21 protein-coding genes are annotated in these 23571 nt (G+C 57.1%); 10 read left to right on the plus strand and 11 right to left on the minus strand.

Annotation, left to right across the window (positions count from 1 at the left end):
* Positions 1-57: 57 nt before the first annotated feature.
* The 4 genes from AC6I1V_RS04875 to AC6I1V_RS04890 all read left to right on the plus strand — a co-directional run bounded on the left by AC6I1V_RS04875 (position 58) and on the right by AC6I1V_RS04890 (position 2836).
* Complete coding sequence (locus tag AC6I1V_RS04875; protein ID WP_302553842.1) at positions 58-762, plus strand: amino acid ABC transporter permease; 705 nt, start codon at positions 58-60, stop codon at positions 760-762.
* Positions 763-787: 25 nt separating this feature from the next.
* A complete protein-coding gene (locus tag AC6I1V_RS04880) occupies positions 788-1561 on the plus strand; it encodes an amino acid ABC transporter ATP-binding protein (protein WP_302553840.1) in 774 nt (257 codons plus the stop codon).
* A 28-nt stretch (positions 1562-1589) separates the two neighbouring features.
* Positions 1590-2531 carry a YitT family protein gene (locus AC6I1V_RS04885; protein WP_479858737.1) on the plus strand — a complete coding sequence of 314 codons (942 nt, stop codon included), beginning with the start codon at positions 1590-1592 and terminating at the stop codon, positions 2529-2531.
* Positions 2532-2614: 83 nt separating this feature from the next.
* Entirely contained in the window at positions 2615-2836 is a 222-nt protein-coding gene (locus AC6I1V_RS04890; RefSeq protein WP_302553836.1) for a hypothetical protein, read from the plus strand.
* Between the two features lie 1324 nt (positions 2837-4160).
* Here the strand turns inward: AC6I1V_RS04890 and AC6I1V_RS04895 are convergent.
* The 4 genes from AC6I1V_RS04895 to AC6I1V_RS04910 form a co-directional block, all read right to left on the minus strand.
* Entirely contained in the window at positions 4161-4490 is a 330-nt protein-coding gene (locus AC6I1V_RS04895; protein WP_486854945.1) for a DUF3325 family protein, read from the minus strand.
* Positions 4487-6331: a PepSY-associated TM helix domain-containing protein gene (locus AC6I1V_RS04900; protein WP_486854944.1), complete on the minus strand. Its 1845-nt coding sequence runs from the start codon at positions 6329-6331 to the stop codon at positions 4487-4489. Before AC6I1V_RS04900 ends, AC6I1V_RS04895 begins: the two co-directional genes overlap by 4 nt.
* A complete protein-coding gene (locus AC6I1V_RS04905; RefSeq protein WP_302554236.1) occupies positions 6328-6582 on the minus strand; it encodes a hypothetical protein in 255 nt (84 codons plus the stop codon). The genes AC6I1V_RS04900 and AC6I1V_RS04905 overlap by 4 nt, the downstream gene beginning before the upstream one ends.
* Positions 6583-6689: 107 nt before the next feature.
* The gene (locus AC6I1V_RS04910) at positions 6690-8738 is read right to left on the minus strand and encodes a TonB-dependent receptor domain-containing protein (protein ID WP_486854943.1); all 2049 of its coding nucleotides are present in this window, start codon (positions 8736-8738) and stop codon (positions 6690-6692) included.
* 341 nt (positions 8739-9079) lie between these two features.
* On the opposite strand from AC6I1V_RS04910, the gene AC6I1V_RS04915 reads away from it, so the two are divergent.
* Genes AC6I1V_RS04915 through AC6I1V_RS04925 form a run of 3 tightly spaced genes read left to right on the plus strand, consistent with a single transcriptional unit; the run spans position 9080 to position 11450 of the window.
* The gene (locus AC6I1V_RS04915) at positions 9080-9784 is read left to right on the plus strand and encodes a response regulator (protein ID WP_486855069.1); all 705 of its coding nucleotides are present in this window, start codon (positions 9080-9082) and stop codon (positions 9782-9784) included.
* On the plus strand, positions 9784-11112 hold the full coding sequence (locus AC6I1V_RS04920; protein ID WP_479859310.1) for a sensor histidine kinase: 1329 nt from the start codon (positions 9784-9786) through the stop codon (positions 11110-11112). Before AC6I1V_RS04915 ends, AC6I1V_RS04920 begins: the two co-directional genes overlap by 1 nt.
* Positions 11109-11450, plus strand: coding sequence for a hypothetical protein (locus AC6I1V_RS04925; RefSeq protein WP_486855070.1), 342 nt, complete (start codon positions 11109-11111; stop codon positions 11448-11450). Before AC6I1V_RS04920 ends, AC6I1V_RS04925 begins: the two co-directional genes overlap by 4 nt.
* Before the next feature lie 516 nt (positions 11451-11966).
* Here AC6I1V_RS04925 and AC6I1V_RS04930 read toward each other — a convergent pair.
* Together AC6I1V_RS04930 and AC6I1V_RS04935 are read right to left on the minus strand one after the other, a co-directional pair.
* Positions 11967-13262: a heterodisulfide reductase-related iron-sulfur binding cluster gene (locus AC6I1V_RS04930; protein ID WP_302553291.1), complete on the minus strand. Its 1296-nt coding sequence runs from the start codon at positions 13260-13262 to the stop codon at positions 11967-11969.
* Between the two features lie 72 nt (positions 13263-13334).
* Positions 13335-14720 (minus strand): FAD-linked oxidase C-terminal domain-containing protein, encoded by a 1386-nt coding sequence (locus AC6I1V_RS04935; RefSeq protein ID WP_302553290.1) that lies wholly within the window; start codon positions 14718-14720, stop codon positions 13335-13337.
* Between the two features lie 667 nt (positions 14721-15387).
* On the opposite strand from AC6I1V_RS04935, the gene AC6I1V_RS04940 reads away from it, so the two are divergent.
* A complete protein-coding gene (locus tag AC6I1V_RS04940) occupies positions 15388-15903 on the plus strand; it encodes a nitroreductase family protein (RefSeq protein ID WP_486854896.1) in 516 nt (171 codons plus the stop codon).
* Between the two features lie 444 nt (positions 15904-16347).
* Here AC6I1V_RS04940 and tnpA read toward each other — a convergent pair whose 3' ends face one another.
* Positions 16348-16806, minus strand: coding sequence for an IS200/IS605 family transposase (gene tnpA, locus AC6I1V_RS04945; RefSeq protein WP_486849651.1), 459 nt, complete (start codon positions 16804-16806; stop codon positions 16348-16350).
* 194 nt (positions 16807-17000) lie between these two features.
* Positions 17001-17744 carry a basic amino acid ABC transporter substrate-binding protein gene (locus AC6I1V_RS04950; RefSeq protein ID WP_337431626.1) on the minus strand — a complete coding sequence of 248 codons (744 nt, stop codon included), beginning with the start codon at positions 17742-17744 and terminating at the stop codon, positions 17001-17003.
* A 324-nt stretch (positions 17745-18068) separates the two neighbouring features.
* On the opposite strand from AC6I1V_RS04950, the gene aroL reads away from it, so the two are divergent.
* Positions 18069-18581, plus strand: coding sequence for a shikimate kinase AroL (aroL, locus tag AC6I1V_RS04955; protein WP_497736911.1), 513 nt, complete (start codon positions 18069-18071; stop codon positions 18579-18581).
* A gap of 667 nt (positions 18582-19248) precedes the next feature.
* Here the strand turns inward: aroL and AC6I1V_RS04960 are convergent.
* The 3 genes from AC6I1V_RS04960 to serS all read right to left on the minus strand — a co-directional run bounded on the left by AC6I1V_RS04960 (position 19249) and on the right by serS (position 22677).
* Positions 19249-19401, minus strand: a complete 153-nt coding sequence (locus tag AC6I1V_RS04960) for a hypothetical protein (protein ID WP_486854774.1) — start codon at positions 19399-19401, stop codon at positions 19249-19251.
* Between the two features lie 492 nt (positions 19402-19893).
* A complete protein-coding gene (gene der / locus AC6I1V_RS04965; RefSeq protein WP_302553286.1) occupies positions 19894-21252 on the minus strand; it encodes a ribosome biogenesis GTPase Der in 1359 nt (452 codons plus the stop codon).
* 150 nt (positions 21253-21402) lie between these two features.
* Positions 21403-22677, minus strand: a complete 1275-nt coding sequence (serS, locus tag AC6I1V_RS04970) for a serine--tRNA ligase (RefSeq protein WP_337431624.1) — start codon at positions 22675-22677, stop codon at positions 21403-21405.
* 292 nt (positions 22678-22969) lie between these two features.
* On the opposite strand from serS, the gene lptE reads away from it, so the two are divergent.
* On the plus strand, positions 22970-23554 hold the full coding sequence (gene lptE, locus AC6I1V_RS04975; RefSeq protein ID WP_308770887.1) for an LPS assembly lipoprotein LptE: 585 nt from the start codon (positions 22970-22972) through the stop codon (positions 23552-23554).
* Positions 23555-23571 lie beyond the last annotated feature (17 nt).

A 23571-nucleotide genomic window follows, 5' to 3' on the forward strand; every position in this document is an offset into this window, starting at 1 on the left:
GGACAGCTCAGAAAGCTGTCCGTTCAGCCGAATAATATTTTTTAGCGAGGCGTAGTTATGGATATGGGATTTTGGGGATGGGTTTATTTTCTCACCCAAGAGTATGGAACGGTTTTTCTGAATGGCGCGGGAATTGCCCTTTTTCTGGCCGTCATGGGAACATTGCTCGGAACCCTGATTGGAAGCTGTGGGTGCGTTCTGGCCGCCATTCCGAGCCTTCCTGAAGACAAGCGCATAAAAAGGCTGGCCCTGCACGCGGTACGCTGGCTGGTCGCCGCCTATGTATGGCTGCTGCGGGGAACCCCCATGATGGTGCAGGCGATGGTCATTTATTACGGGGCTTCCGCACTGTTCCAGTGGGACCTCAATCCTATAAGCGCAGGGCTCTTCGTCGTTTCCATCAATACAGGCGCCTATATGGTGGAAACCATGCGCGGAGGCATCCAATCCGTGGACCCCGGCCAAATGGAAGGGGCAAAGGCCATTGGCATGGGCTATTTTCAAGCCATGCGCCTCATCATCCTGCCGCAGGCCTTTCGCAATATCATCCCGCAAATAGGAAATTTTCTTATCAGCAACATTAAAGATACATCCGTTTTAAGCATCATCACGGTCAATGAGCTTTTTTATAGCGGACGTGAAGCCGCCGGAAATTATTTTAGGTACTTTGAAGCATTTTTTATTGTCTGCGCCATTTATCTCATCTTGACGAGCATCATGACGCTTCTTCTCAATCGTTTTGAGCGGGTGCTGACCCGCTGACCCCGTATAGGTAAGGAAATAAAAAATGCATAAGGAACGAATGCAATCCATGGTTCTCCAAAAGGAGCCGATCCTTTATATCAAACAACTGAGCAAGCAGTATGGAGAACGTGTTATCCTGCGTGATATAACCATGAATATTTATCCCTGTGAAGTTGTAAGCCTGATCGGGGCATCAGGCTCAGGGAAATCAACGCTGTTGAGATGCATCAACCAGCTTGAAACCCAAACTTCCGGGAAAATTTATTTTGAAAGAAAACGTGTGGGCCGCAAGGGGTTCGATTTGGCCCAGTACCGAACGCGGGTTGGAATGGTGTTTCAGCATTTCAACCTGTTCAATAACCTGAATGTGCTGCAAAATTGCGTGGTTGGCCCAATAAACGTCATGCATAGGAACAAAGAGGAGGCATGCAGCGATGCTCTGGGCTACCTGAAGAAAGTTGGAATGGAAGCTTACGCGGATGCCCTTCCGAAACAGCTTTCCGGGGGGCAGAAGCAGCGGGTTGCCATTGCGCGCGCCCTTTGCATGCACCCTTCCGTCATGCTCTTCGATGAGCCGACGTCAGCCCTAGACCCTCAAATGGTGGGGGAAGTTTTGGAGACGATACGCTCTCTGGCCCAAGAAGGCATGACTATGCTTATCGTTACGCATGAAATGCAGTTTGCACGCGATATTTCCAGCCGTGTGGCGTTCATGCACAATGGGGTCATTTTAGAAGAGGGAACGCCGCAAGATATTTTTGAAAGGCCTGCCTCTCCTCAGACAGCGGACTTTTTGAAGCGTTTTCTCGATCGCTGACATCAAGTGGCAAAAACGGATTACTACCATGACGCTTGTCAAAGATTACAAACAGATTTGGTATGACATAATATACTACCTCAGCGGAAGCCTATGCTATTCCATTGGGATCTATTCTTTTGCCAAAGATGCTGGCTTCGCTCCCGGAGGCTTTTCCGGAATCGCTCTGATTTGCAACCATCTTTGGAACCTGCCTATCGGCACCATGACATTGCTGTTCAATATACCGGCCATCCTTATCAGCTACAATGTCCTGGGGCGGGGCTTCCTGTTCAAATCGCTTATAGCAATGGGGCTGTGTACTCTCTTTTTAGACGTAATCTTTCCTTTATTCCCTGTCTATGAAGGGGACCCCTTTCTGGCAGCCCTTTATTCCGGCGTGTTTATCGGGGTGGGGCTGGCGCTTCTGTATATGCGGGGAGCGTCGTCGGGAGGGACGGATTTCCTTACCCTGACGATAAAAGTCCTCTACCCGCATTTCTCCATTGGGTTCGTAACCCTTGTCTTTGATCTTCTCGTCATCCTTCTCGGCTGGCCCGTTTTCGGAAGCATCGACTCGGTACTTTATGGTTTGGCTTCTACTGCGCTTACATCATTGGTCATTGACAAGATTATGTATGGCATCGGCGCGGGAAAGCTGGTGGTGATCGTCACCAATCAAGGGCATGCCATCGCCAAGCGGATTGCCGAGATATCCAAGCGCGGCTCCACATTATTAAACGGCATAGGCACATATACAGGAACATCCAGGCATGTACTCCTCTGTGCCTGCACAAGAACGGAAATCTATACCATCTGTTCAGCTGCAAAAGAAATCGATCAGGGGGTCTTTGTCATGGTCACCGAAACGAGTGAGGTCTTTGGCAGGGGATTTATTGAAGGGAGCGTTAACTCGCAAGCGCTTCCCGTACGCAACAGGAAGAACAAAAGACGTAAGTACCGACTGCCGTCATCAACGCCTTCATACTAGATAGAACGCAATAATTATCCGAATATGCAAATACAGCGGTTCTTTTTATTCAATATGGCAGCAAGCTCAAAAAGGAGTGCTATATGGAAAAATTGTTCCTTATGGGCTTTATCGGTATATTAGGTTATTCCATAGGCTATTTTATAGGCAGATACAATGAAAAATACCGTGTAAGATCCATGTATCTTAAACGCCTTTCCAATGAAATAAAACATGCCCGCCAGCGCGGATTCCTAGATGGATATTATGCCTCGCTTAAGCGGACACAGGGCAAACAACAAGTAAAAAAATTGTCACAGCTATAAATTTTACTGAAAACGGACAAACAGGCTAAATATATTTGTCCATATCTTATGGCAATATCATCATTGCATTCGGCATTGCATCAATAAAAAAATTAGCTCGAATAGATGGAAAGCTGTCCAATTTATTACTATAAAAGTAAGGAAGAGAGAGAGAGAGAGAGAGAGAGAGAGAGAGAGAAAGAAAGAAAGAAAGAAAGAAAGAAAGCAGGCCCCGCCCAAGGGAGACGTGCTGGTCATGGGCGCGGGTGCGAGAGGGTTTGCGGTTCTTATCATTTTAGGCTCTGTCATGGCATGTGGTTGTTTCATCTCCACAGCATGCTGAAACTACAGCTTTTTTATCCGGTTTTCCCATTGGCGGAATCCACAGCCAAAACATTTTGTTGGTTATCCCTTTGGAACTTCAAAAAAAGCATCAACCATTTTCTATGACACAGCCTCGTTTCAATGCGTCGGATGTAAACATATTATCCCCAAATATCTCCAAAAACTGTCTTCTATTGCCTCATCATATTGAGATGTTATGTATTGGCTGTGTCCTAAAAATGGTTGATGCTTTTTTCCTTGAAGTTTCAAAGGAATAACCAGAAAAATACCTTAGCCATAGGTTTCACCAAGGGGAAAACTGGAGAAAAAGGCTGTATTTTCACCATGCTATGGGATGAAACAACCGCATACTATGACAGAGCCTATGTATTTATGCTTCATTCGGCCTGCTCAGAACCGGCCTCTTCCGTCGGCAGGAGTGTACCCCATCACCGAGAGGGATTTTGAGCACGCCCACGGCCCCAGATGGGCACTCCCTTATGGGGCTGTGACGCACAGCAGCTCTGGCCTTGGGCGGCTTTAGGGAATGAGGACAATATCGGGAACGGTTGCAGGCGATGGCCGGGCTGGGCACGATACCAAAGAGGAGCAAGTGGAGCGTTTTTGCCTTCAGAAAATGCCGGAGCGAAGGGGAGAGTCTATCAGATTTGCTCTAGGCCGTGTCGTCATTTAATATATAATTATTTAAAATTATTGAAATAATAATTTACAATCCAAAACAGTTCAATAGTTTCAATATATTATATCTAATTGACGACACGGCCTGGTTTTGGTGCGCCGCGTGTTAGGCCATCAATTGGTGAAGTGTGCCCGGAGGACTGTACAGTTCGTTATCTTATCCGGGCACGGCAACAGTTTTTATGCGCATTAACTTGAGAAACAAATGGTTGCCGTCCCCATCGCACAAGGCTTCCATGTGTGGCGTACCTTATTGCATACCAAAGCGGTTAAGCCGTCCGCACAGGCGAAGATGGGACGGCAAAACCGGCAAGCTATGGTATTACAAAACACTGAGCAGTACGGCAGGGAAAAACAATAGCCGGGTTAGCGTGACGGCCTTTTTTGAAGCCCACTCCCGGAGGGAGGAGGAAGCGAAAGCGAGAAAGAGGACTGCAAGCGCTCCCGATGGCGCGAACAGGCCGAACCATACCAGCGTCCCCACGCCCGGCCCATAGGCATGGCAGGTGAACAACAAGGCCAACCCCAGCGGCAGCCAGCCCTCATGCCAGCGGAACAAGGGATGGTCAGGGATGGGGGCTTGCCCGTCCGGATCTTTGATCCCAAGCAGGCAGCACCCCGCCAACAACAAAAGGAAGGCGCAAAAGCTCATGATTCGGTACCTCCCGTGCGGGTGGGCTGGCCAGATTTTTCAGCGTCCGCGTCAGTGCCGGGAAAGCTGGAGCCGTTTTTTTCCGACGATGTTTCTTCCCCAATGGAGGGCACTTCCGATGGGCCGCCGTATGCGGGTGGGGTCGATTCCGCCTTGCTGCGGGCAAACGGCCCTTTTTTCCAAAAGGCGAGGGCGCTGTGAAGTTTTCCAATCCGGTCGTGCAGCCAAGCCCGGAAGGAATGCGCCCCGGAGGAAGGCAGGAAGGCCCGCGCCCGGCGGTGCTCACGTATGCCGGCGGTCAGCAGCCCAAGGCCCACGGCAAGGGCCGCACAATCGATGCCCGCAAGCTGCCAGGGGCCGCTCATAAGGGAACCCGGCAGGGCTATCCCTCCGGTCATGCCGTTGAGCACCGGGAGCAATGCGAGGGCCGCGCCCCCCACCACAAGCTGTTCGCCGCGGGCCAAAGGCCACGGACGCGCCCAAGCGTGCGTGAAACAGCAAGCCCACACAAAAAAGAATGTGAGCATTTCCCACACGTCGCGCTGGATCAGGTCGGCGGAAAGCAGGCGGTTCCCCCAGAAGAATGAGGCTACGGAAAGGGGCAGCCCCGCGATCAGCGCCGTGTTCACGGCGGATACCGCACGGAGGGAAGACGGGGGCGTCCCCACCTTTTCCCGCATACGTTCCCACAGGATAAGCCCAGCGGCGATCATGCCCGCAGTCAGCAGCCCGGAAAGGAACAGCAAGGCGCGCGGAAGCGGGCCGGCAAAACGCCCAAGATGGATTGCGCTGGCGGCGTACCAGACGGAACGCACGAGGGAAGGCGATTCCTCTTGCGTGGATTCATAGATTTTGCCCGTATCGGGAACGAGGGTAAGCCGTTCCGGAGTGGCCCGGCGCGCCAGCAGCCCACCGCGCGACTGGACGGCTTCAACAGAAACCGCGCGATCATCCTGGAAAGAGATGACCAGTTCCCCCGCACCGCATTCCGGCCACCGCGCATCCGCAATCCGAAGCAGGCGCTCCGGGTCGGGTATGCCATAGTCCTTCCAAGGCGTATGCCCGCCGGGGCTGTATGTCTTCTCGGCCCCATTGCCGCTGGGCAGCAGGGGGGGCCGCTTCGATTCCATGACGAAGGAACGCGCATCCTCACGGTAGAAAGGGTACAGTGCGGAAGGCAGGAGCGACTGCGCGAGCAGCACAAGCCCGGATATGGAAAACAAGAGGCAGAAGGGAAGGATCAGCCCGCCAAGGACACAGTGGGAGTCACGCCAGGCGAGTTTTCCAGGCCGGGGATGGAACAGGAAAAAATCGCGGAAAAAATGCGAACGCAGGCAAACCCCGCTGACGAGCACCACCAGCATCGCCAGCGTTGCCATACCGATCAGGCTGCGGCCCGTACCCCGGTCCACCCCAAAAAGGTCGACGTGGAGCCGATACAGGAATGTCCCGCCGCGCGTAAGGCGCGCCTCCACCTTGCCGCCGTCTTCAGGATCGAAATATTCGGGGGCCATGCCGTGGTGGGCATGCACTTCCTCTCCAGAGGCCCATGCCGCTGCGGGCAGGGGCATCCGTTCCGTAGGCAGGACGATGCGCCACATGCTTTCACCGGGGGCCCGGCTGGCGAGATAGTCCAACCCTGAACGGGCGGCCCGCACCTTTTCCTCAATGCCGGTATGGGGCAAGGCCGCCTCATGCGTTTCCGGCTGAAGCCAGAAGGTAATTTCGGAACGGTACAGCGCCAGCGAGCCGAAAAGGAACAGGAAAAAGCCGATCCATCCGATGACGAGCCCCACGGAAGAGTGCAGCTCGCGCAGGCTGCTGCGGAAGGAAACGCTCATGGCTGAACCTCCTTGTCCCGGCAGGGCGGCTGCGTAAGCAGGGACATTCCAAAGTACGCCAACATCACAAGCGGCGTAAACAAAACGAGGACGATAAGGAAAGCTGCGGCCGTCGCCTCAAAAGGAGGCAGCGGCAATACGGAAGACAGGCCAGGGGCCAACAGCCAGATACCAAGATAGCCGGCCGCGAGCGCACCTGCGGCGCGGAGCCACGGCAGGAGCCGCGGATGGATGGACAGTAGGCGATTCATTTCGGCATCCTCAGGAATAGTCAAAAAACAGGAGGGATGGCATGCGGGATTGGAGGCCCGCATGCCATCCTGCCGCCCCATAAAGGGCGGATTGTCGGCGTAACGGTTTAGAAGGTATAGGCTACCTTGAGCCACAGGCGGCGGCCATCCTGCGCATAGCTGTAGGTATCGCCGGTGTCGCGCTTGTCGTTGAAGAGGTTGTAGATCACGGCGCTGAGCTTGAGGTTCTCGTAGGCTTCCCAAGTGATGCCGATATCCGTGGTGAGCGTGGTGTCTTCATTTTCGTCCAGCGTGCCGCCCTGACCGAAGTTCGGATAATATTCCTTGCCCCTGTACTGGAGCGTGGCGAACGTGCTTACGTCCTCAATGGGCATCCAGTCGACGGTGAGGTTGGCCATATGCTTGGGCGTGGCCACAAGGGGAGCCCCAACAAGTCCGTCATACTTATGAAATTCATAGGGCAGGTTGGTCGCCCCGTCCGTAATCTTGGAGTGGGTGTAGGTGTAGTTGGCCTTGGCGGAAAGGGCTTCCGTGAACTTGTAGCCCAAGCTGAATTCCACGCCGTAGACATGGGCCCCGGTGACGTTGTAGTAGGTGCTGAGCCCCACCCCCGTATCCTGATCGATGATGGGCTCGCCGTCAGGCCCAAGGATGCCGTTGCTCCCCGTGTTGACGATCTTGTTTTCGTAGTCGGTGTAGAATGCGGTGACGCCGCCGCTCAAGCGCGAATCGTCATAAAGGATGCCCAGTTCGTAGTTGACGCTCTTTTCAGGATCAAGAGAGGGGTTGCCGCGGGTGATGGAACCACCCCGCTGCGGCAGGCCGAACGAGGGATCAAGCTGGATGATGGAAGGGGACTTGAAGCCCCAAGCGACGCCGCCCTTCAGCGTCCAGTCGGGCAGGAAATTCCATACGGCGTAGGCACGCGGCGACCAGTGCCCGCCGAAGTAGTCGTTATGATCGTAGCGGACGCCCCCGGTCAGGCTGAAGTTGTCCAGCAACCACCATTCGTCCTCGATGAAGGCTGAAAATTCTTCCATGGAAGACGTCGTATTCTTGACGTAGCCATTCGAGGTAATGGTGGAATAATACCCCGAATCCTTGAGCTCTCCCTTTTTGTACTGCCCGCCGACAAGCAGGATATGGTCGCCCAGCGGCAGGTTATAGGTGCCTTCCAGCGTGGTGTTGGTCACTTCCGGGCGGCCGCTCTGACTGCCTTCGCTGCTGATCTCCTCACGGTAGGCGTCAAATTCCATTCTGCCCGAAAGGATGTTCCCGGCATAGGAAAAGTCGTACTGCGTGCGGTCATAGATGGTTTCTTTGGAATCCGCATCGGGGGCCAGGGTCTTGCCGCCCGTCGTGTTGAACGTCTGCTCCTGTTCGGTGATGCCGAGCATGAATTCCTGCCCCTCCACAGGGGTGAACCACAACCGCGTGGTGCCGTTCAGCTTCTTGTGCCGGGCCACGCCGTCAAGGACATGGTCTTCCTGTCTGGCCGAGGCGTCACCCCAGATCTGGACGCCCAGCTTTCCGGGGATGATGGGGCCCGTCAGGTAAATATCCCCCGCCAGCGCATCGCCGCCCGATCCCTGCCGGATGGTGGAGCTGGTGGAGAACGCCCCCGTCCACTTGTCGCCCACCTTGCGGGTGATGACGTTGATCACGCCGCCCATGGCTTCGGAGCCGTACAGCGTGGACATGGGGCCGCGGATGACTTCGATGCGCTCTATGGCTTCCATCGGGGGCATCCATCTGGTTTCCATGCCCTGGTTGATGCCTCCCTTCTGAGTGGTGCCCGTCGTATTCTGGCGGCGCCCGTCCACCAAGATCAACACCTTGTCGGATTCCATGCCGCGGATGGAAATGGTGCCGGTATCCCCGCCGAGCATGGATACGCCCTCCACGTCACGCAGCGCGTCCGACAAAGAATTGACGGCCTTGTTTTCAAGCTCCTGCCGAGTGATGACGGTCACAGAGGCCGGGGCATCTTTGACTTCCTGCGCATAGCCCGCTGCGGTCACGACGACTTCGGACGAGTCGATCACATCCGCGGCATGGGCCGGGGCCGCCCCCAATGCGCAAAGCATGGCGAAAACACCGAGAGCCGGGGCCGGCTTCCCGATTTTGGCCGATACACTCTTCAAGGCGGCAGACATACCTCTCATTCCTCCTTGGCCTTATTGTCAAACGGGCCATGATACGTTAGATTGTGATTATGAAAATCAACATCACTAATGCGAGGGAAAATAAAAAGGAGTCCTGACAGCAAACTGACAGCCCCATTTTTTTCGGGCCATGCGCAGGATTTTTGTTTTGGCTCTGTCATGGTATATGGTTGTTTTGCTTCAGCAATACACTGAAAATATATGCTTTTTCTCCAAATTTTCCGCCAGTGGGTTCTGTGATTGGAGGATTTTATTGGTTATTTCCTTGGAATTTCAAGGAAATAAAGCATCAACCGTTTTCTAGGACACAGCCTTTGTTTTCTGGAGGAGTCATGACCCTGCTGGTTATTGAAGATCACCCCGTATTGCGTTCCCGGCTGATGGAACATTTCACCCGCGCGGGGTTTGCCGCGGATGCCGCACCCGACGGTGCAAGTGCGCGGGACTATTTGGATAACAGGATGTATGACGTTGTAATCCTTGATCTTGGCCTGCCGGACATGGACGGGATCGACCTACTCGCCCGCCGGAACGGGGGCATGCAGCGCTGCGTTATCCTGACGGCGCGGGATGCGCTGGAGGATCGGGTGCGCGGGCTGGATCTCGGCGCGGACGACTATGTCCTGAAGCCGTTCGCCATGGCGGAGCTTGACGCCCGCGTCCGGGCCGTGCTGCGCCGTCCGGGAAGCATCTCTTCGGGGATATTGTCCTGCGGGAGGCTGCATTTCGACGCGCGCGCCCGGCACGCCTCGGTCGAAGGGCGGGCGCTGCCCCTATCGCGCCGGGAGGGGATGCTGTTGGAGGAACTGTTGCGCCAGTCCTCCCGCGTTGTGATCAAGGAGCTGCTTGAGGAACGCCTTTACAACTATGAAGAGGACGTCACCCCGAACGCGGTGGAGGCTGTCGCTTCCCGCCTGCGCCGCAAGCTGCTCAGCGCGGGCGCGGACTGCCGCATGGAGACGGCGCGGGGGCTGGGGTACCGCATCGTTCCATCAGAATCCTCCGGCGAGAGGGCACCCTCTCAAAGGCGCGGCTGATGCCCTGCCGCCCCATAGAGTTCAGCCTGCGTTCGCGCATCCTCGTGGCCTTGGTGATCGTTCTGGTGCCGGCCATCGTCTTGCCGATGATCCATGTCTATGGCACACGGGACGATCTGCGGCGCAACATACTGCTCTTCCAGGCCGAAAAGGTATCGCGGGGCATCCGCGCCGACACCGTGGATCAACTGCCCCTTACGTCCAAAAACGGCGAAGAGATGTATTACACGCTCTATACGCCGGAAGGGGAACTGCTCTGGCACTCCCCAAACGCCGGTCGCCCGCGTATGTTCCGGCCCGCGCTTCTGGACGAGAGGAAACGCTTCAACGGCTGGTATTCGGCCTACGCCGGGGCGGAAATCAGCGTTCCGGTGCGCCTCCCTGACGGCAACATCCTTATGGTGTCCAAACGCGACGAAAAGGAACGCGAGGTGCTTGACAGGCTTCTGGGGAGCCGTTTGGAAAAAAGCCTCTTCCTGCTGATGACATACGGAACGCTCGCAGTGCTGCTGGTCACGTTCCTGCTGCGGTGGACCATGCGCCCCGTTTACAGGGCCGCCGCCCTGACCCGCCGGATCAAACCCGACGAGCCGGGGCAAAGCATACCTCTGGCAGGCGTCCCTTCCGAAATGCGCGAGCTTGTGGAGGCCGCCAACGAGGTGCTCAAACGCCTCTCGGCAGCCTATCAGAGGGAAAAGCATTTCGTATCCGATGCCGCGCATCAGCTCCGCACGCCTTTGACCGTCCTTGGGCTCATGCTGGAAGAAGGCAAGAACGAAGGGCGGCCGGACTGGGAGGGGATCCGGCGGGAGTTCCGGCATATGGAACGCATGGTGCAGCAGCTTGGGCGGCTGGCCAAAAGCGAAGGGATGGCCCTGCACGCGCCCCCCAAGCCGGTCAACTTTTCCCGGCTGGTTAGGGAAACCGCGGCGGCCCTGTTCCCACTCTTTGAAAAACAGGGGAGGATGCTGGAAGCCTTCATCATGGACGGCCTCCACTGCCGCTGCGATCCCATCACCATGCGTGAACTCGTGATCAACCTGCTTGAAAACGCGCTGCTGCACGGCAAGGGGACGGTACGGGTCAGCGTGCTCCAGAAAAACGGGCGCATACTCATGGACGTGTCGGATGAAGGGGAAGGGGTGCCCGAAATGCTGCGTGAATCCATGTTTGAACGGTTCCGTAAAAGGGAAAGCAACTCCCCCGGCTCTGGATTGGGCCTTGCCATTGCACGGCAGACGGCCCGCAATGCCGGAGGCAGCGTCGCCTTCATTTCGTCCAGCCCCTGCGTGCTGCGGCTGGATATTCCGAAAGCGGCGGCGGAATGACTTCCCTCCGCCCCATGCCCCCTGAACCGGCAGGTTCCTGCCGCACGAGAACACGGACGCCGGACAATGCGCCGCGCCACATATGCCCCCTCCGGCGCGGCCTAAAAAACGGCAAGTATAACTCCGCGCCCCGCCACATATGCCGTCCCCTCCCCGTCTCCCACCAGCCCACCAAGGCAAGACGCAAGCGGTGCCCGGCACCGTCCGGCTGTTTTGGGCAAGCGGACACGCCGCTGCCGTACATCACCGCCCATCGGTTCAGCCGCGAATACCGGCTCGGAGACGCCCCTGCCGCCAAGGGGAGATGCGCCCGTAGAGCGGAGGCGGCATTGGCCTGAACCTCAGCGCCTTGGAACGGAACCGGACGGCGGATTGCTCGGCAGGCTACCCGGCACGCCCAGAGCGGCGGCCCTCTTCCGCCCCCCCCAAAAAAAGAAAACGGGAACGGCATTGCTGGGCCGTCCCGTTGCCGTCTGTGCAGCCAGCACGGGGCATTCCCGGCATCACCGCCCCGCCTGTTCAACCGTGAATACCGGCTCGGAGGCACCCCTGCCGCCAAGGGAGGATGCCATGCTTGAGATTACCCGCATTTCCCTGCCGAAAGACGCCCCAGCCGCCAAAGGAAGATGCGCCCGTGGAACGGAGGCGGCATTGGCCTGAACCTCAGCGCCTTGGAACGGAACCGGACGGCGGATTGCTCGGCAGGCTACCCGGCACGCCCAGAGCGGCGGCCCTCTTCCGCCCCCCCCAAAAAAAGAAAACGGGAACGGCACTTGATGAGCCGCCCCCGTTGCCGTCTGTACAGCCAGCACGGGGCATTCCCGCCCCGCCATCATTGGAAGGCGCGGAACATTTTAACGCGGCAGGGACTCCGCATAGATCTCAATGGTGTGCTTGACCTGAACGGGATCATTGTTCCGGGCCAGCATATCCGAAAGCTGCATCATGCAGGCCGGGCATCCCGTCGCCACGACTTCCGCACCGCTGGCGATTACGTTGTCGCGCTTGCGCTGGCCCATCTTGAGAGACAGGTCATAGTGGGTCAGCGTGAACGAACCGCCGCAACCGCAGCAACGGTTGGCTTCGGCCATTTCCACGAGGTTGTATTCCGGGTTCATGCGGATGAGATCGCGGGGCTGCCTGCTCACGCCAAGGGACTTCTGGAGGTGGCAGGATTCGTGATACGTCACCTTCGTCTGCCCCTTGGCCTGCGCCTTGGGGCTGATGTGCAGCACATCCACGAGCAGCGCATTGATGTCGATGGCCTTGGGCGCCAGCGCGTTGATCGCGTCACGGTAGCGCGGCGGCAGGTTGTTGGAGAACTGCGCCCAGAACTCGCGGATAGCCACCGTACACGACGAACACGGCGTGACGATGTAGTCGAAATTCTGATCCTTCAGGATATCCACATTGTGCATGACCATTTTTTCAAATCCCTGCCGATCGCCGGAAGCCAGAGCGGGCATGCCGCAGCAGGCATAGTTGTCGGACAGGAAAACGCCGATCTCATGGTAGTCAAACACTTTAAGGCAGGCTTCGGAGACGTTGACGTAAACCTTGTCCCCAAGGCAGCCGGGGAAGAAAGCTGCTTTGATGCGGCTTTTGCCCACGGGCGTATTCACGTTGCCGACCGTACTGTGCAGGGGCTTTGCCGCCAGCTTGGGCATATGGCGATCGCCGAGCATGGGCTTCAGCAAGGGCGCACATACCGTATTCTGCGGCTTGGCCTCATCCTTGAGGACGAGGTTCTGGAACGGCGCGCTCAGACGCAGCAGCGTACCGAACAGGCGCGGATTGGGGAGCAGCATCCGAAACGCGGCCTTCTTGATGGCCGAAAGCCCCAAATATGTCGCCACAATAGCCCGCGCCTCAAGGAAAATGTCGGTCGTCTTCACACCTGAGGGGCAGTTCGCCTGGCACGAGCCGCAGAGGAGGCACCGCGACAGCTTCTCGTTCACGGCCTCAGGGTCTTCAATGATGCGATGGGCAAGGTTTTCGACAAGGGCGATCTTCCCGCGGGTGAGGTCGCCTTCGATACGCGTCGTCATATACATGGGGCAAAACGCCTGACAGAACCCGCATTTCATGCAGGCCGCCAGTTTGTCGTCCAGAGACATCAGGGCATTGGCAAGTTGGGTAAGCTCGTCCATGAACCATTCCTTCCCGAATAAAAAGTCAAAACCTGTCGGCCGCAGAAGCCGCCTTCCGCCGTCATGGAAGCCCTAGAGGGAAACGATCTTTGAAGCGTTGAGCAGCTTCTTCGGATCGAAAGCGGAGCGCATACGCCGCATGTACCCAAGAGTCCCCTTTGAGGTTTCCAGTTCAAGCCACTTCTTTTTGGCGGTGCCGATGCCGTGTTCGCCCGACAACGTCCCCCCAAGCTCCAGAGCCATGTTGAACAGATCGTCCACGGCCCGCTCCACACGGGAGAATTCTTCCTTGTCGCGCTTGTCGCAGAGGATGGACGGGTGCAGGTTGCCGTCCCCGGCGTGGCCGAAGGTGCCGATGGTCACATGATGGCGCGCGGCGATCCTGTCGAGCGCCTCAAGCATGGCGGGGATCTTGGAGCGCGGTACGGTCGCGTCTTCAAGCATCAGCGTGGGGCGGCAGCGGGCCAAGGCGGGGATCGCCACGCGGCGGGCTTCCCAGATCCGCGTCTTCTCCGCAGCGTCCTTGGCAACCACAACTTCCAGCGCACCGGAATCCTTGAGGACTTTTTCCACGCTCACGGCTTCGTCGGCAACCTGCGCCGGATGGCCGTCCACTTCGATGAGCAGGATGGCCGCAGCGTCGCGCGGCAGGCCGATGTTCACGTAGTCCTCAACATAGTTGATGGTCGCGTTGTCCATGAATTCCAGCGTACAAGGGACGACATGCGCGGCGATGATCCCGGCGACGGCCTGCGAAGCGCGCTTCACTTCGGAAAAAATGGCCATCATGGCTTTGGAGGCTTTGGGCGGCGTCACCAGCTTGAGGACGGCCTTGCTGGTAAGGGCCAGCGTACCTTCCGAGGCGACAAGCAGTTCGGTGAGGTTGTAGCCGTATTCGCATCCCCGGCCGCAAACCCCGGTCTTCATGAGCTCGCCGGTTTCGGTCAGGACTTCGAGGCCCATGACATACTTTTTCGTGGTGCCGTACTTCAGGCCGCGCAGCCCGCCGGAGTTTTCAGCGATGTTGCCGCCCATGGTGGACACGGACATGGAGCCGGGATCGGGCGGATAAAACAGCCCGCGGGCCGCCACCGCCGCCGCAAGGTCGCAGGTTATCACGCCGGGCTCAACCACCGCGTACATCTCTTCCTCATTGATTTCGAGAATCCTGTCCAAACTGTTGGTCAGGATAATGACGGCGTCGGTGCTGTCGGGGATGGTCCCGCCGCTCAGGTTCGTCCCGGAACCGCGGATAGTGATGGGAATGCCTTCCTCATAGCATTTCTGGATCAGCGGCCCAAGCTGGTCCGTGCGTGTGGGACGGACGACAAGGCCTGGAACGACGGGAGGCAGGACCGCCGCGTCATACGCGTAATTCTGGCGATCCGCCTCGCCCGTCAATACATTCTCCCGGCCGATGATCTTTTCGATTTCCCTAATGAACGAAAGGCTTAGCATACGTCTCTCCGCAGCATGAAACGTGGACACCCGATGGCGCGAACAAAGCCGGAAGCACGCTTGCGTTCCGGCCTTCCCCCTGAGGCAACACGGAATAGTCAGTTCAGACAGGATAGCCCAAAACCCATGCCTTTTCATTCATTGAATGCTCAACCCTTTTTATTTATTGCATTACCGAGTGACGTTTCTTATCTGAAAAAATCTATTTTGCTCTTTATATTTTACGGTTGACAAAGAAATATTTCTTTTTTCTTTCAATAAACATAGATAATATGAATCCTCGCCCGGCCCTCCATTTTTCACGCATGCTCTGTTCAATATCTTTGTTCTTTTTTTCACGTCATTTCGCACGAGACACGAAGAGGGCGTCCCGATATGCCTCATCCGCCTCCCGTCCGCCTTCCGCCTCCCGGCGCATCCGGCCTGAAAGCAATTCCCTTGCAGGCTCCTCTGCGCTATGATGCCGAAGGCTCTGTCAGAATAGCTGGTTGTTCCATCTCCACAGCACGGTGAACATACAGCCTTTTTCTCCAGCTTTCCCCTCGGCGGAATCCCCGGCTGAGGCATTTTGCCGGTTATTCCTTTGAAACTTCAAGGAAAAAGCATCAACCATTTTCTACGACACAGCCATGCCAAAAACCTTTTCCCTATCCGCAAGGAGGCAGCCATGCTTGAACTGTTGCAACACCGCCGCAGCATCCGCACCTTCACCGACGAGCCCGTCTCGCAGGAAGACATCGACAGCCTGCTCAAGGCCGCCCTGCTCGCCCCTTCGTCGATGGGCAAGAAACCCGTCGAATGTATCGTTGTCCAGAACAAGGAAACCATAGCCCGCCTCAAGACCTACAAAAAACACGGCACCACGCCTCTCGAAACAGCTCCCCTCGCCATTGTGGTGATTGCCGACAGCCAGAAATCCGACGTGTGGGTGGAGGATGCCTCCATCGTCTCCATCCTCATCCAGCTTGAGGCGGAAAAGATCGGACTCGGTTCCACGTGGATCCAGCTTCGGAGGCGCGAAGGCGACAGCGGGCCTTCCGAAGAGGCTTTCCAGCAGGAACTTGGCATCCCTGAGCATTATGGCGTCCTCAGCGTCATCGCCATCGGACACAAGAACGAGCGGAAGAAACCGTATACCGATACGGATCTTGATTTCACCAAGATCCACCATGAGAGGTTCTGAGGACGCCGGGGCAGGGGATTCCCTGCCCGAATCGCCCTGCCCTTACTGATGAAGCTCCTTTATAATTCAAATGGTTCAACGCATGAACCAACGTGCCCTGCCTGTCAGGTTCATGCCCGCCGGTCAGCCGGTTCAATCCGTGCACCAGCGCACCATACTGGATAGATCCACGTTTTCCTTGTTCATGCCAGATTCCTTCCGTATACCAACGCGCCCTGCCCTCCCGCCGGACGGCACGCCCTACGCTCCCGCCTGAGGCGAAAAATTCCCCGGCTATCCCAAAAAGGGCATCGAACCCGTCCGAGCGCCACAAAAAGCTCCCCATGCCAAACCATAAAAAAGGAACCCCCCGGCCTAGCCGGGGGTTCTTCATATGCGCCTGTAAGGCTTTCTTACCAGCTGCGCCCTAACAGGCGCTCTTGCGATCTGACATTTGCATTTCTGTTACTTGCGGCCCGTAAACGGGCTCCCTGGGTATGGTAGGCTCAACTGTTCGCCAAGTTTATCCGACTCCAGCTGATGCTTAATGTAATCCTGAATCTTGGCCTTATTCTTGCCTACTGTATCGACGTAATACCCACGACACCAAAATTCTCGATTGCGGTATTTGAACTTCAAATCCCCAAATTGTTCATAGATCATGAGACTACTCTTACCCTTCAGATAGCCCATAAAACTCGACACACTCATTTTTGGGGGAATCTCAAGCAGCATGTGGATGTGGTCTGGGCAACATTCTGCCTCCACTATTTTCACATCCTTCCATTCGCACAACTTGCGTAGAATTTCGCCAATGGCGCGCTTCTTTTCACCATAGAACACCTGGCGGCGATATTTAGGCGCAAAAACAATGTGATATTTGCAGTTCCACCTTGTGTGGGCTAAACTTTTGGCGTCACCCATCGTGACCTCCTTTTGATTTGTTGACTCGCAGTTGCCAGACCGTGAGACTTTTTAACAAATCAAAAGGAGTTTTACTGACATGGGCAAAGCTGTAAGCTTTTTGGAACCCCCCGCCCAGCGGGGGGGGGGTCTCCATACAAAAAAGGAGGCCCCTTCCACGGAAGGAGCCTCCCCGTTTTTGCTGCGCCAGCGGGTTAGTTGGCGCCGAACCACTTTTCAAGGATCTGCTTTTCGATGCCCTTTTCCCGAACGGCCTTGATGCCGGCGTTCAGCTTCTGGGCCAGTTCCTTATCGTTCTTGCGGAGCGCGAAGCCGTAGAATTCAGGCTCGCCGGTCACGAGGCCGATGTGGAACTTGTCACGGTATTCGTCCTTGGTGTTGGCGTAATACTTGGCGACCGGGTCATCACACATCACGGCGTCAAGGTTGCCCTTGGCGAGGTCTTCAAAGGCAAGGCCCACTTCGTCGTAGGTCTTCACAACCATCTTGATCTTGGAAGCGGGGATGGTCTGAACCATGGCGGTCGTGCCGATCTGCCCGCCGACCCGCTTTCCGGCGAGTTCTTCAAGATTCTTGATTTCCTTGCCGAGCGGCAGGACTACGGCCTGATGCAGTTCATAATAAGGCTCAGTGAACAGCATGGCCTTCTTGCGCTTGTCGGTAATGCTCACGGACGCGGCGATCACGTCCACCTGATTCGAGGCGAGCGCCGCGAAAATGCCGTCCCATGCAATGTTTTTGACCTGTACGTCAAAACCGGCTTCCTTGCCCACGGCTTTGATGTAGTCAATGGAGAACCCGACGATTTCCTTGTCCTTATTCAGCATTTCGTTCGGCGGGAACGTGGGATCCGAGGCCACGACAAGAGGCTTTTCGGCAAAGGCGACCGAAGCGCACAACAGCAGGGACAACAGGGAGACAGCCAAAGTACGGAACATATTTTCCTCCAAGGTGTTGACATTACAGTCCGGCAATGCCGCAATGCCGGCTGGACAGAAGCGCCCTTTACAATATGGGCCCCGATTTAGCATGTTTCAAGGAAAGATGTAACCCGTACAATCCGCCATCCCCGCCCTTATACCGGTGCTCTTCACATATTCCCCCTAACGGGCTTTGGGCACACGGCCTGCGCCACCGCGCCCGTTTCCCTGCCAAAAGACAAAATTCCACGGATGCCGCCCGCGCAGGTTGCCAGCCGGGAAGCGTTCATCTATGTTTTCAAGCCGATTCGCACCTCTTTCCCCTTTCCCAAGGATACACTGATGGCTCATACGATTTATCTCATCGGCGCACGCGCCGCCGGCAAAACGACCTTTGGCGGCGCGCTGGCGCGGCAGCTCGGCTGCAATTATGTGGATACCGACATCCATTTGCGTGAAACGACAGGAGAAACAGTAGCGGACATCGTATCCCGCGAAGGCTGGGACGGTTTCCGCAAACGGGAAAGCGCCGTCCTCCGGGAAGTCACCGCTCCCGCGACCGTCATCGCCACCGGGGGCGGCATGGTGCTTGCCGAGGAAAACCGCCGCTTCATGCGTGAAAACGGCATCGTGCTCTATCTTTCCGCCCCGGCAGAAGTCCTTGCGGCCCGCCTGCAAGCCAACCCCAACGCCGCGCAGCGCCCCACGCTCACCGGGAAATCCATTGCGGAAGAAGTGGCCGAGGTGCTCGCCGTCCGCGAACCGCTCTACCGTGAAACCGCCACACACATCCTCAATGCCGCCGCCACGCCCAAAGCGCTCTTGGCCGAGGCCTTGGCGCTTTTGAAGGCGTAACCGCGCGCCTCTTCCCTTTGGCGCTGTCATGGCAAAGGATTGACTGTTGTTTCATGCCATTCAAGGCAGATGCCGGGGATTTTCCGCCGCTGGGCCCACCACGGCAACAGCCTTGGGAGCCCCAACAAAAGCACTTGCCGTAACAACGCATCCCAAAATGCCGTGACGGGGCCTTTCCTTTTTCTGCGCCCTCCGGGGAAAACGGCGTTTTTTCCCGCCGCCCTCAAGCCATGAAAGGAAAGGCCCTGTCATAGCATGTGGTTGTTTCACCTCCACAGTGCGGTGAAAATACAGGCTTTTTCTCCAGCTTTCCCTTTGGCGGGATTCACGGCTAAGGCATTTTGTTGGCTATTCCTTTGGCACTTCAAGGAAAAAACATGGCTGTGTCATAGAAAACGGTTGATGCTTTATTTCCTTGAAATTCCAAAGGAATAACCAATAAAATCCCCTAATCACAGAGCCCACCAGCGGAAAACTTGGAGAAAGAGCATATATCAGTATACTGCTAAAACAGAACAACCATGTACTATGACAGAGCCTTATTTTTTTAATATATTAAAATATAAAATTTTTCTCCTATTTTTCGCTGCTGGACTCCATGATTGGGATATTTTATTGGTTATCCCTTTAGGATCGGCTATGTTAAAGTTTCCGGCTGATACAGCAATCAGAGGTCGTTTATCTTCCCCTGTTTCAGCGGAACATTCACTGCCGTGAAGGCGGACGCACTTCCAGCGCGGTGAAAGGCATCCTCCGGCAGCGGCTGACGGCGCTTCGTCTCGCGCAGTTTCGCCGCTCTCGACCGCGCTTCGCGGGACATTTGGCCGCTCCTCGCCCCCTCCATGCCGCATTGCCATGCGGCGGGGGACGTCCTCAAAGCTCGCTGACGCTCGCGCCTCCGGCGGTTAAAGGAGCATACTTCTCTTTATCAACCGTAACCTTGAACAGAGCCTTAGGATTTCAAGAAAGCATCGACCGCTTCCTATGACACAGCCAAAAACATCAACCATTTTCTAGGCCGTATCTTCAATTAATATATTGAAATTGTTAAATTATTTTTAGGCTGTAAAAACATTTAAATAATTTCATATAGTTATATATCAAACGACGACACAACCTAGGGCATAGCCAAAGGAAAACGCCGCCTTCATATATGAAAAGCCCCCGGAAACACTTCCGAGGGCTTGTGCCGTCCGTTGAAAGGCGCTCTCCGCCAGAGCAATGCGGGGGACTCCCCGCCCGCACCCTCATCATCAACGACGCAGGCTAAAAAAGAGTACCAAGGCCCCTCGCGGAGCCCCTCCCCTACCGGCTATTCGCTCCTCTTCTTATGCGAAGAGCGCAGGCGGACGCGCATGGGGGCGTGCTCAATGCGGAAAATCTTGCGGAGGGAACGGTCGAGATAACGGGCATAGGTTTCGGAGACACGCTCCGCGTCGCTCACGAAAAACACGAACGTCGGCGGGGCTATTTCCGCCTGCGTCAGGTAGAAGAACTTCGGGCGCGAACGCTTGACCACCGGGGGCTGGTGCTTCGCAAGCACTTCCTCCATAGCCCGGTTGAGCGCGCCCGTCCCGATGCGGATGTTGCACTCTTCACGGATCTGCCCGGCAAGCGGGATGATGCGCCCAAGGCCAACCTGCTTCATGGCCGACACCATCAGCACCGGCACATGCGGGCAGAACTGGAGCACTTCCTTAAAGCTCTTTTCCAGCGCGGCCTGTTCCTTGCGGCCCACAAGGTCGATCTTGTTCACCAGAATCATGAATGGCGTCTTGCGCTCGTCCAGCAGATCGATGAGCCGCTTGTCCTGCGCGGTCACGCCCTCAAGCGCGTCAATGACGTACAGCGTCACGTCCGCCTTGGTCGTGGTCTTGAGCGAGGAGTTGACCGAAAAACGCTCTACAGTGTCCGTAATGCGCGTGCGGCGGCGTACCCCGGCCGTATCCACGAACACGCAGGCCCGCCCGTCGCTCACAAAGGGGATGTCCACGCTGTCGCGCGTCGTCCCCGCCACATTGCTGACGATCATGCGGTCTTCGCCGATCATGGCGTTCACCAGCGAGGACTTGCCCGCGTTGGGACGCCCAAGCATGGCGAGGCGCAGCACGTTTTCCGGCTTCGCTTCGGCATCGGGGTCTTCAGCGGGCAGCAAATCCACCATTTCCTCTTCGAGAGCCCGGATGTTGTGGCCGTGCTCGGCGGAGAGGGCCAGCATGGGGAAGCCGAGGGCGTGGAATTCGGCCAGCATGGTATCCTCATGCTCCATGCCGTCCACCTTGTTGACTACCAGCAGGGTCGGCTTCCCGGCCCGGCGCACGAACGAGGCAAGGTGCTCGTCGAAGGGCATCAGCCCGTCGCGCCCGTCCACCACGAGGCAGAACACCGAAGCCTCGTCCATGGCGGCCTGCGTCTGCTGGAGGATTTCCGCCTCGAACCCGCGCAGCCCTTCGGGGCCGTCGGCTACGGAATAATGGCTGTCGAGCGTCACGCCCCCGGTGTCAATCAGGGTGAAGGAACGCCCGCTCCGAGAACGCACCACGCCTTCCATACGGTCGCGGGTGACGCCCGGACGGTCATGGGTGATGGCCCGGTTACTGCGAATAAGCCGATTGAACAGCGTGGACTTGCCCACGTTGGGACGGCCAAGCAAAGCGATTTTGGGGAGCATGCGACTTCCTCATCAAATATCGGGTGACGCCCGCAACAACGGGCAAGGGCAACGTGAGGCGCGGAAACCGCCCTCAAACATAAAGCTCTATGGGATGGGTGGGGTGCGGGGGGAAGCCTTTTCCCCTTCCCCCCGCACGCGGCACAACAGCTATTTCGTCGGCTCAATGATTTCCTGGCCGCCCATGTAGGGCACAAGAACCTTGGGAACCACAATGGAGCCGTCCTTCTGCTGGTAATTTTCCATGATGGCCACCAGCGAGCGGCCGGTGGGCAGGCCGGAACCGTTCAGCGTATGCACCCACTCCGGCTTGCCGCCCTTGGGACGGAAACGGATGTTGGCGCGGCGGGCCTGAAAATCGACGCAGTTCGAGCAGGACGAAATCTCGCGGTACGTCCGCTGGCCGGGCAGCCACACTTCCACGTCGTAGGTCTTGCAGGCGGAGAAGCCCATGTCCCCGGCGCAGAGCGTGATGGTGCGGTACGGCAATTCGAGGCGCTCCAGCAGGGTTTCGGCGCTGCGGCGCATTTCCTCAAGATACTTGAAGGAGTCGTCGGGGTGCGTGATGTACACCATTTCGACCTTGGTGAACTGGTGCTGGCGGATGTAGCCGCGCGTGTCCTTGCCCGCCGAACCCGCTTCCGAACGGAAGCAAGGCGTCTGGGAACAATACCGCTTCGGCAGGGCGTCCTCGTCAAGGATCTCGTCGGCGTGCAGGTTGGTCACCGGCACTTCGGCGGTGGGGATCAGATAATATCCCCAATCCGCAACCTTGAAAAGATCTTCCTCGAACTTGGGAAGCTGGCCCGTGCCCTGCATGGTCTTGCGGTTGACCATGAGCGGGGGCAGGATTTCGGTGCGGCCCTGCTCATGGTGGAAATCAAGATAGAAGTTTACGAGCGCGCGTTCGAGGCGGGCGGCCCAGCCCCACGACACGGTGAAGCGGCTGCCGGCGAGCTTGGCCCCGCGCTCGAAGTCGAGGCCGCCGTTATCGTTGCTCAGATCCCAGTGGTTCTTCACTTCAAAATCAAATTCGCGCGGCGTACCCCAGCGGTGCACTTCCACATTGTCATTCTCATCCACACCGTCGGGGACGGAGGCGTCAGGGATATTCGGCACGGTAAGCATCCAGTCCGCAAGTTCGGCCTTCACCGCTTCGGTGGCGCCGTCCAGCGCGCTGATGCGGGAGGAAAGATCGGAGAGGCTGGCGATGAAGGCTTCGGCGTCTTCCCCATTGCGCTTCAGGCGGGCCACTTCAGCGGAGGCGCGGTTGCGTTCGGCCTTGAGCGCCTCCACCTGCGCGAGCAGCTCGCGGCGCTTATTGTCGAGTTCTTCAAAAGTACGCATGCTCAAGGGAGAATGGCGCTTCGCAAGAGCGGCGGCCACCACTTCGGGATTTTTCTGCAACAGTTTGAGATCCAGCACTTTCAGCGCTCCTTGTCTTCCTATATGAAGGGAAAAACCGCCGGCCCGCACACGGCGTCCGGGGATGGGGAACCAAAACACGGCAAACCCACGGCGGGGCTCCCCTCCGCCGCGATACCCCGCGTCGGAAGGCTTTCCGCTCCGGCGTTTTGAATCTTCCAGTCTAGACAAGTTGGTATATGCCGTCAACCGAATGGAGGCATGCCGCCCGGCCCAGCCGCTTCGGATTGCATCCCGCCCGCAAACAGGGTATTGTCTTCCATTCATCAGACAGTCCTTTCGGAGGTTCATCATGTCCATACTGATCCGTCGCTTTGCCTTGCTTGCACTGACGCTGGTCACGCTGACGCTCCTCGCCGCCTGCGGCCCGAGCAACAACGTGCGCCTCATCTACAACACGAATACGAGCGCCGTCCTCCCCCTGCCCGGTTCGCCCAGCGTCGCCGTAGTCATGTTCAATGACGAAAGGGCCCGCCAGTACATCGGGGAACGCAAGGACGGCTCGGTGTTCACCGCCAGCTCCACCATCGCCGACTGGTTCAGCCGTTCGCTCGCCGACGAACTCGGACGCCAGGGCGTGCAGGTTTCTTTCGCCTCCACGCTGGAACAGGCCCGCGCCGCCAACCCCACGTACATCGTGACCGGCACCATCACCGATGTCTGGCTGCAGGAACAGAGCGCGACCCGCGTGCAGTGCACCATCAAGGCCAAGGTATCCCTCTCCAACAAGAAGGGCGTGCTCTATTCCGAAAACCTGAGCTCCTCGCAGGAGCGCCAGTTCATCCCGTCCTCCTCCGCCGTCGAAAGCCTGCTGTCCGACACGCTCAAAGACCTGCTGGTTCCGGCCGCCAAGAAGATCCAGAGCCAAATCCATTAAGCCCTGAGGCTTTATCG

Source organism: Bilophila sp. T19-St14, from assembly GCF_059728385.1.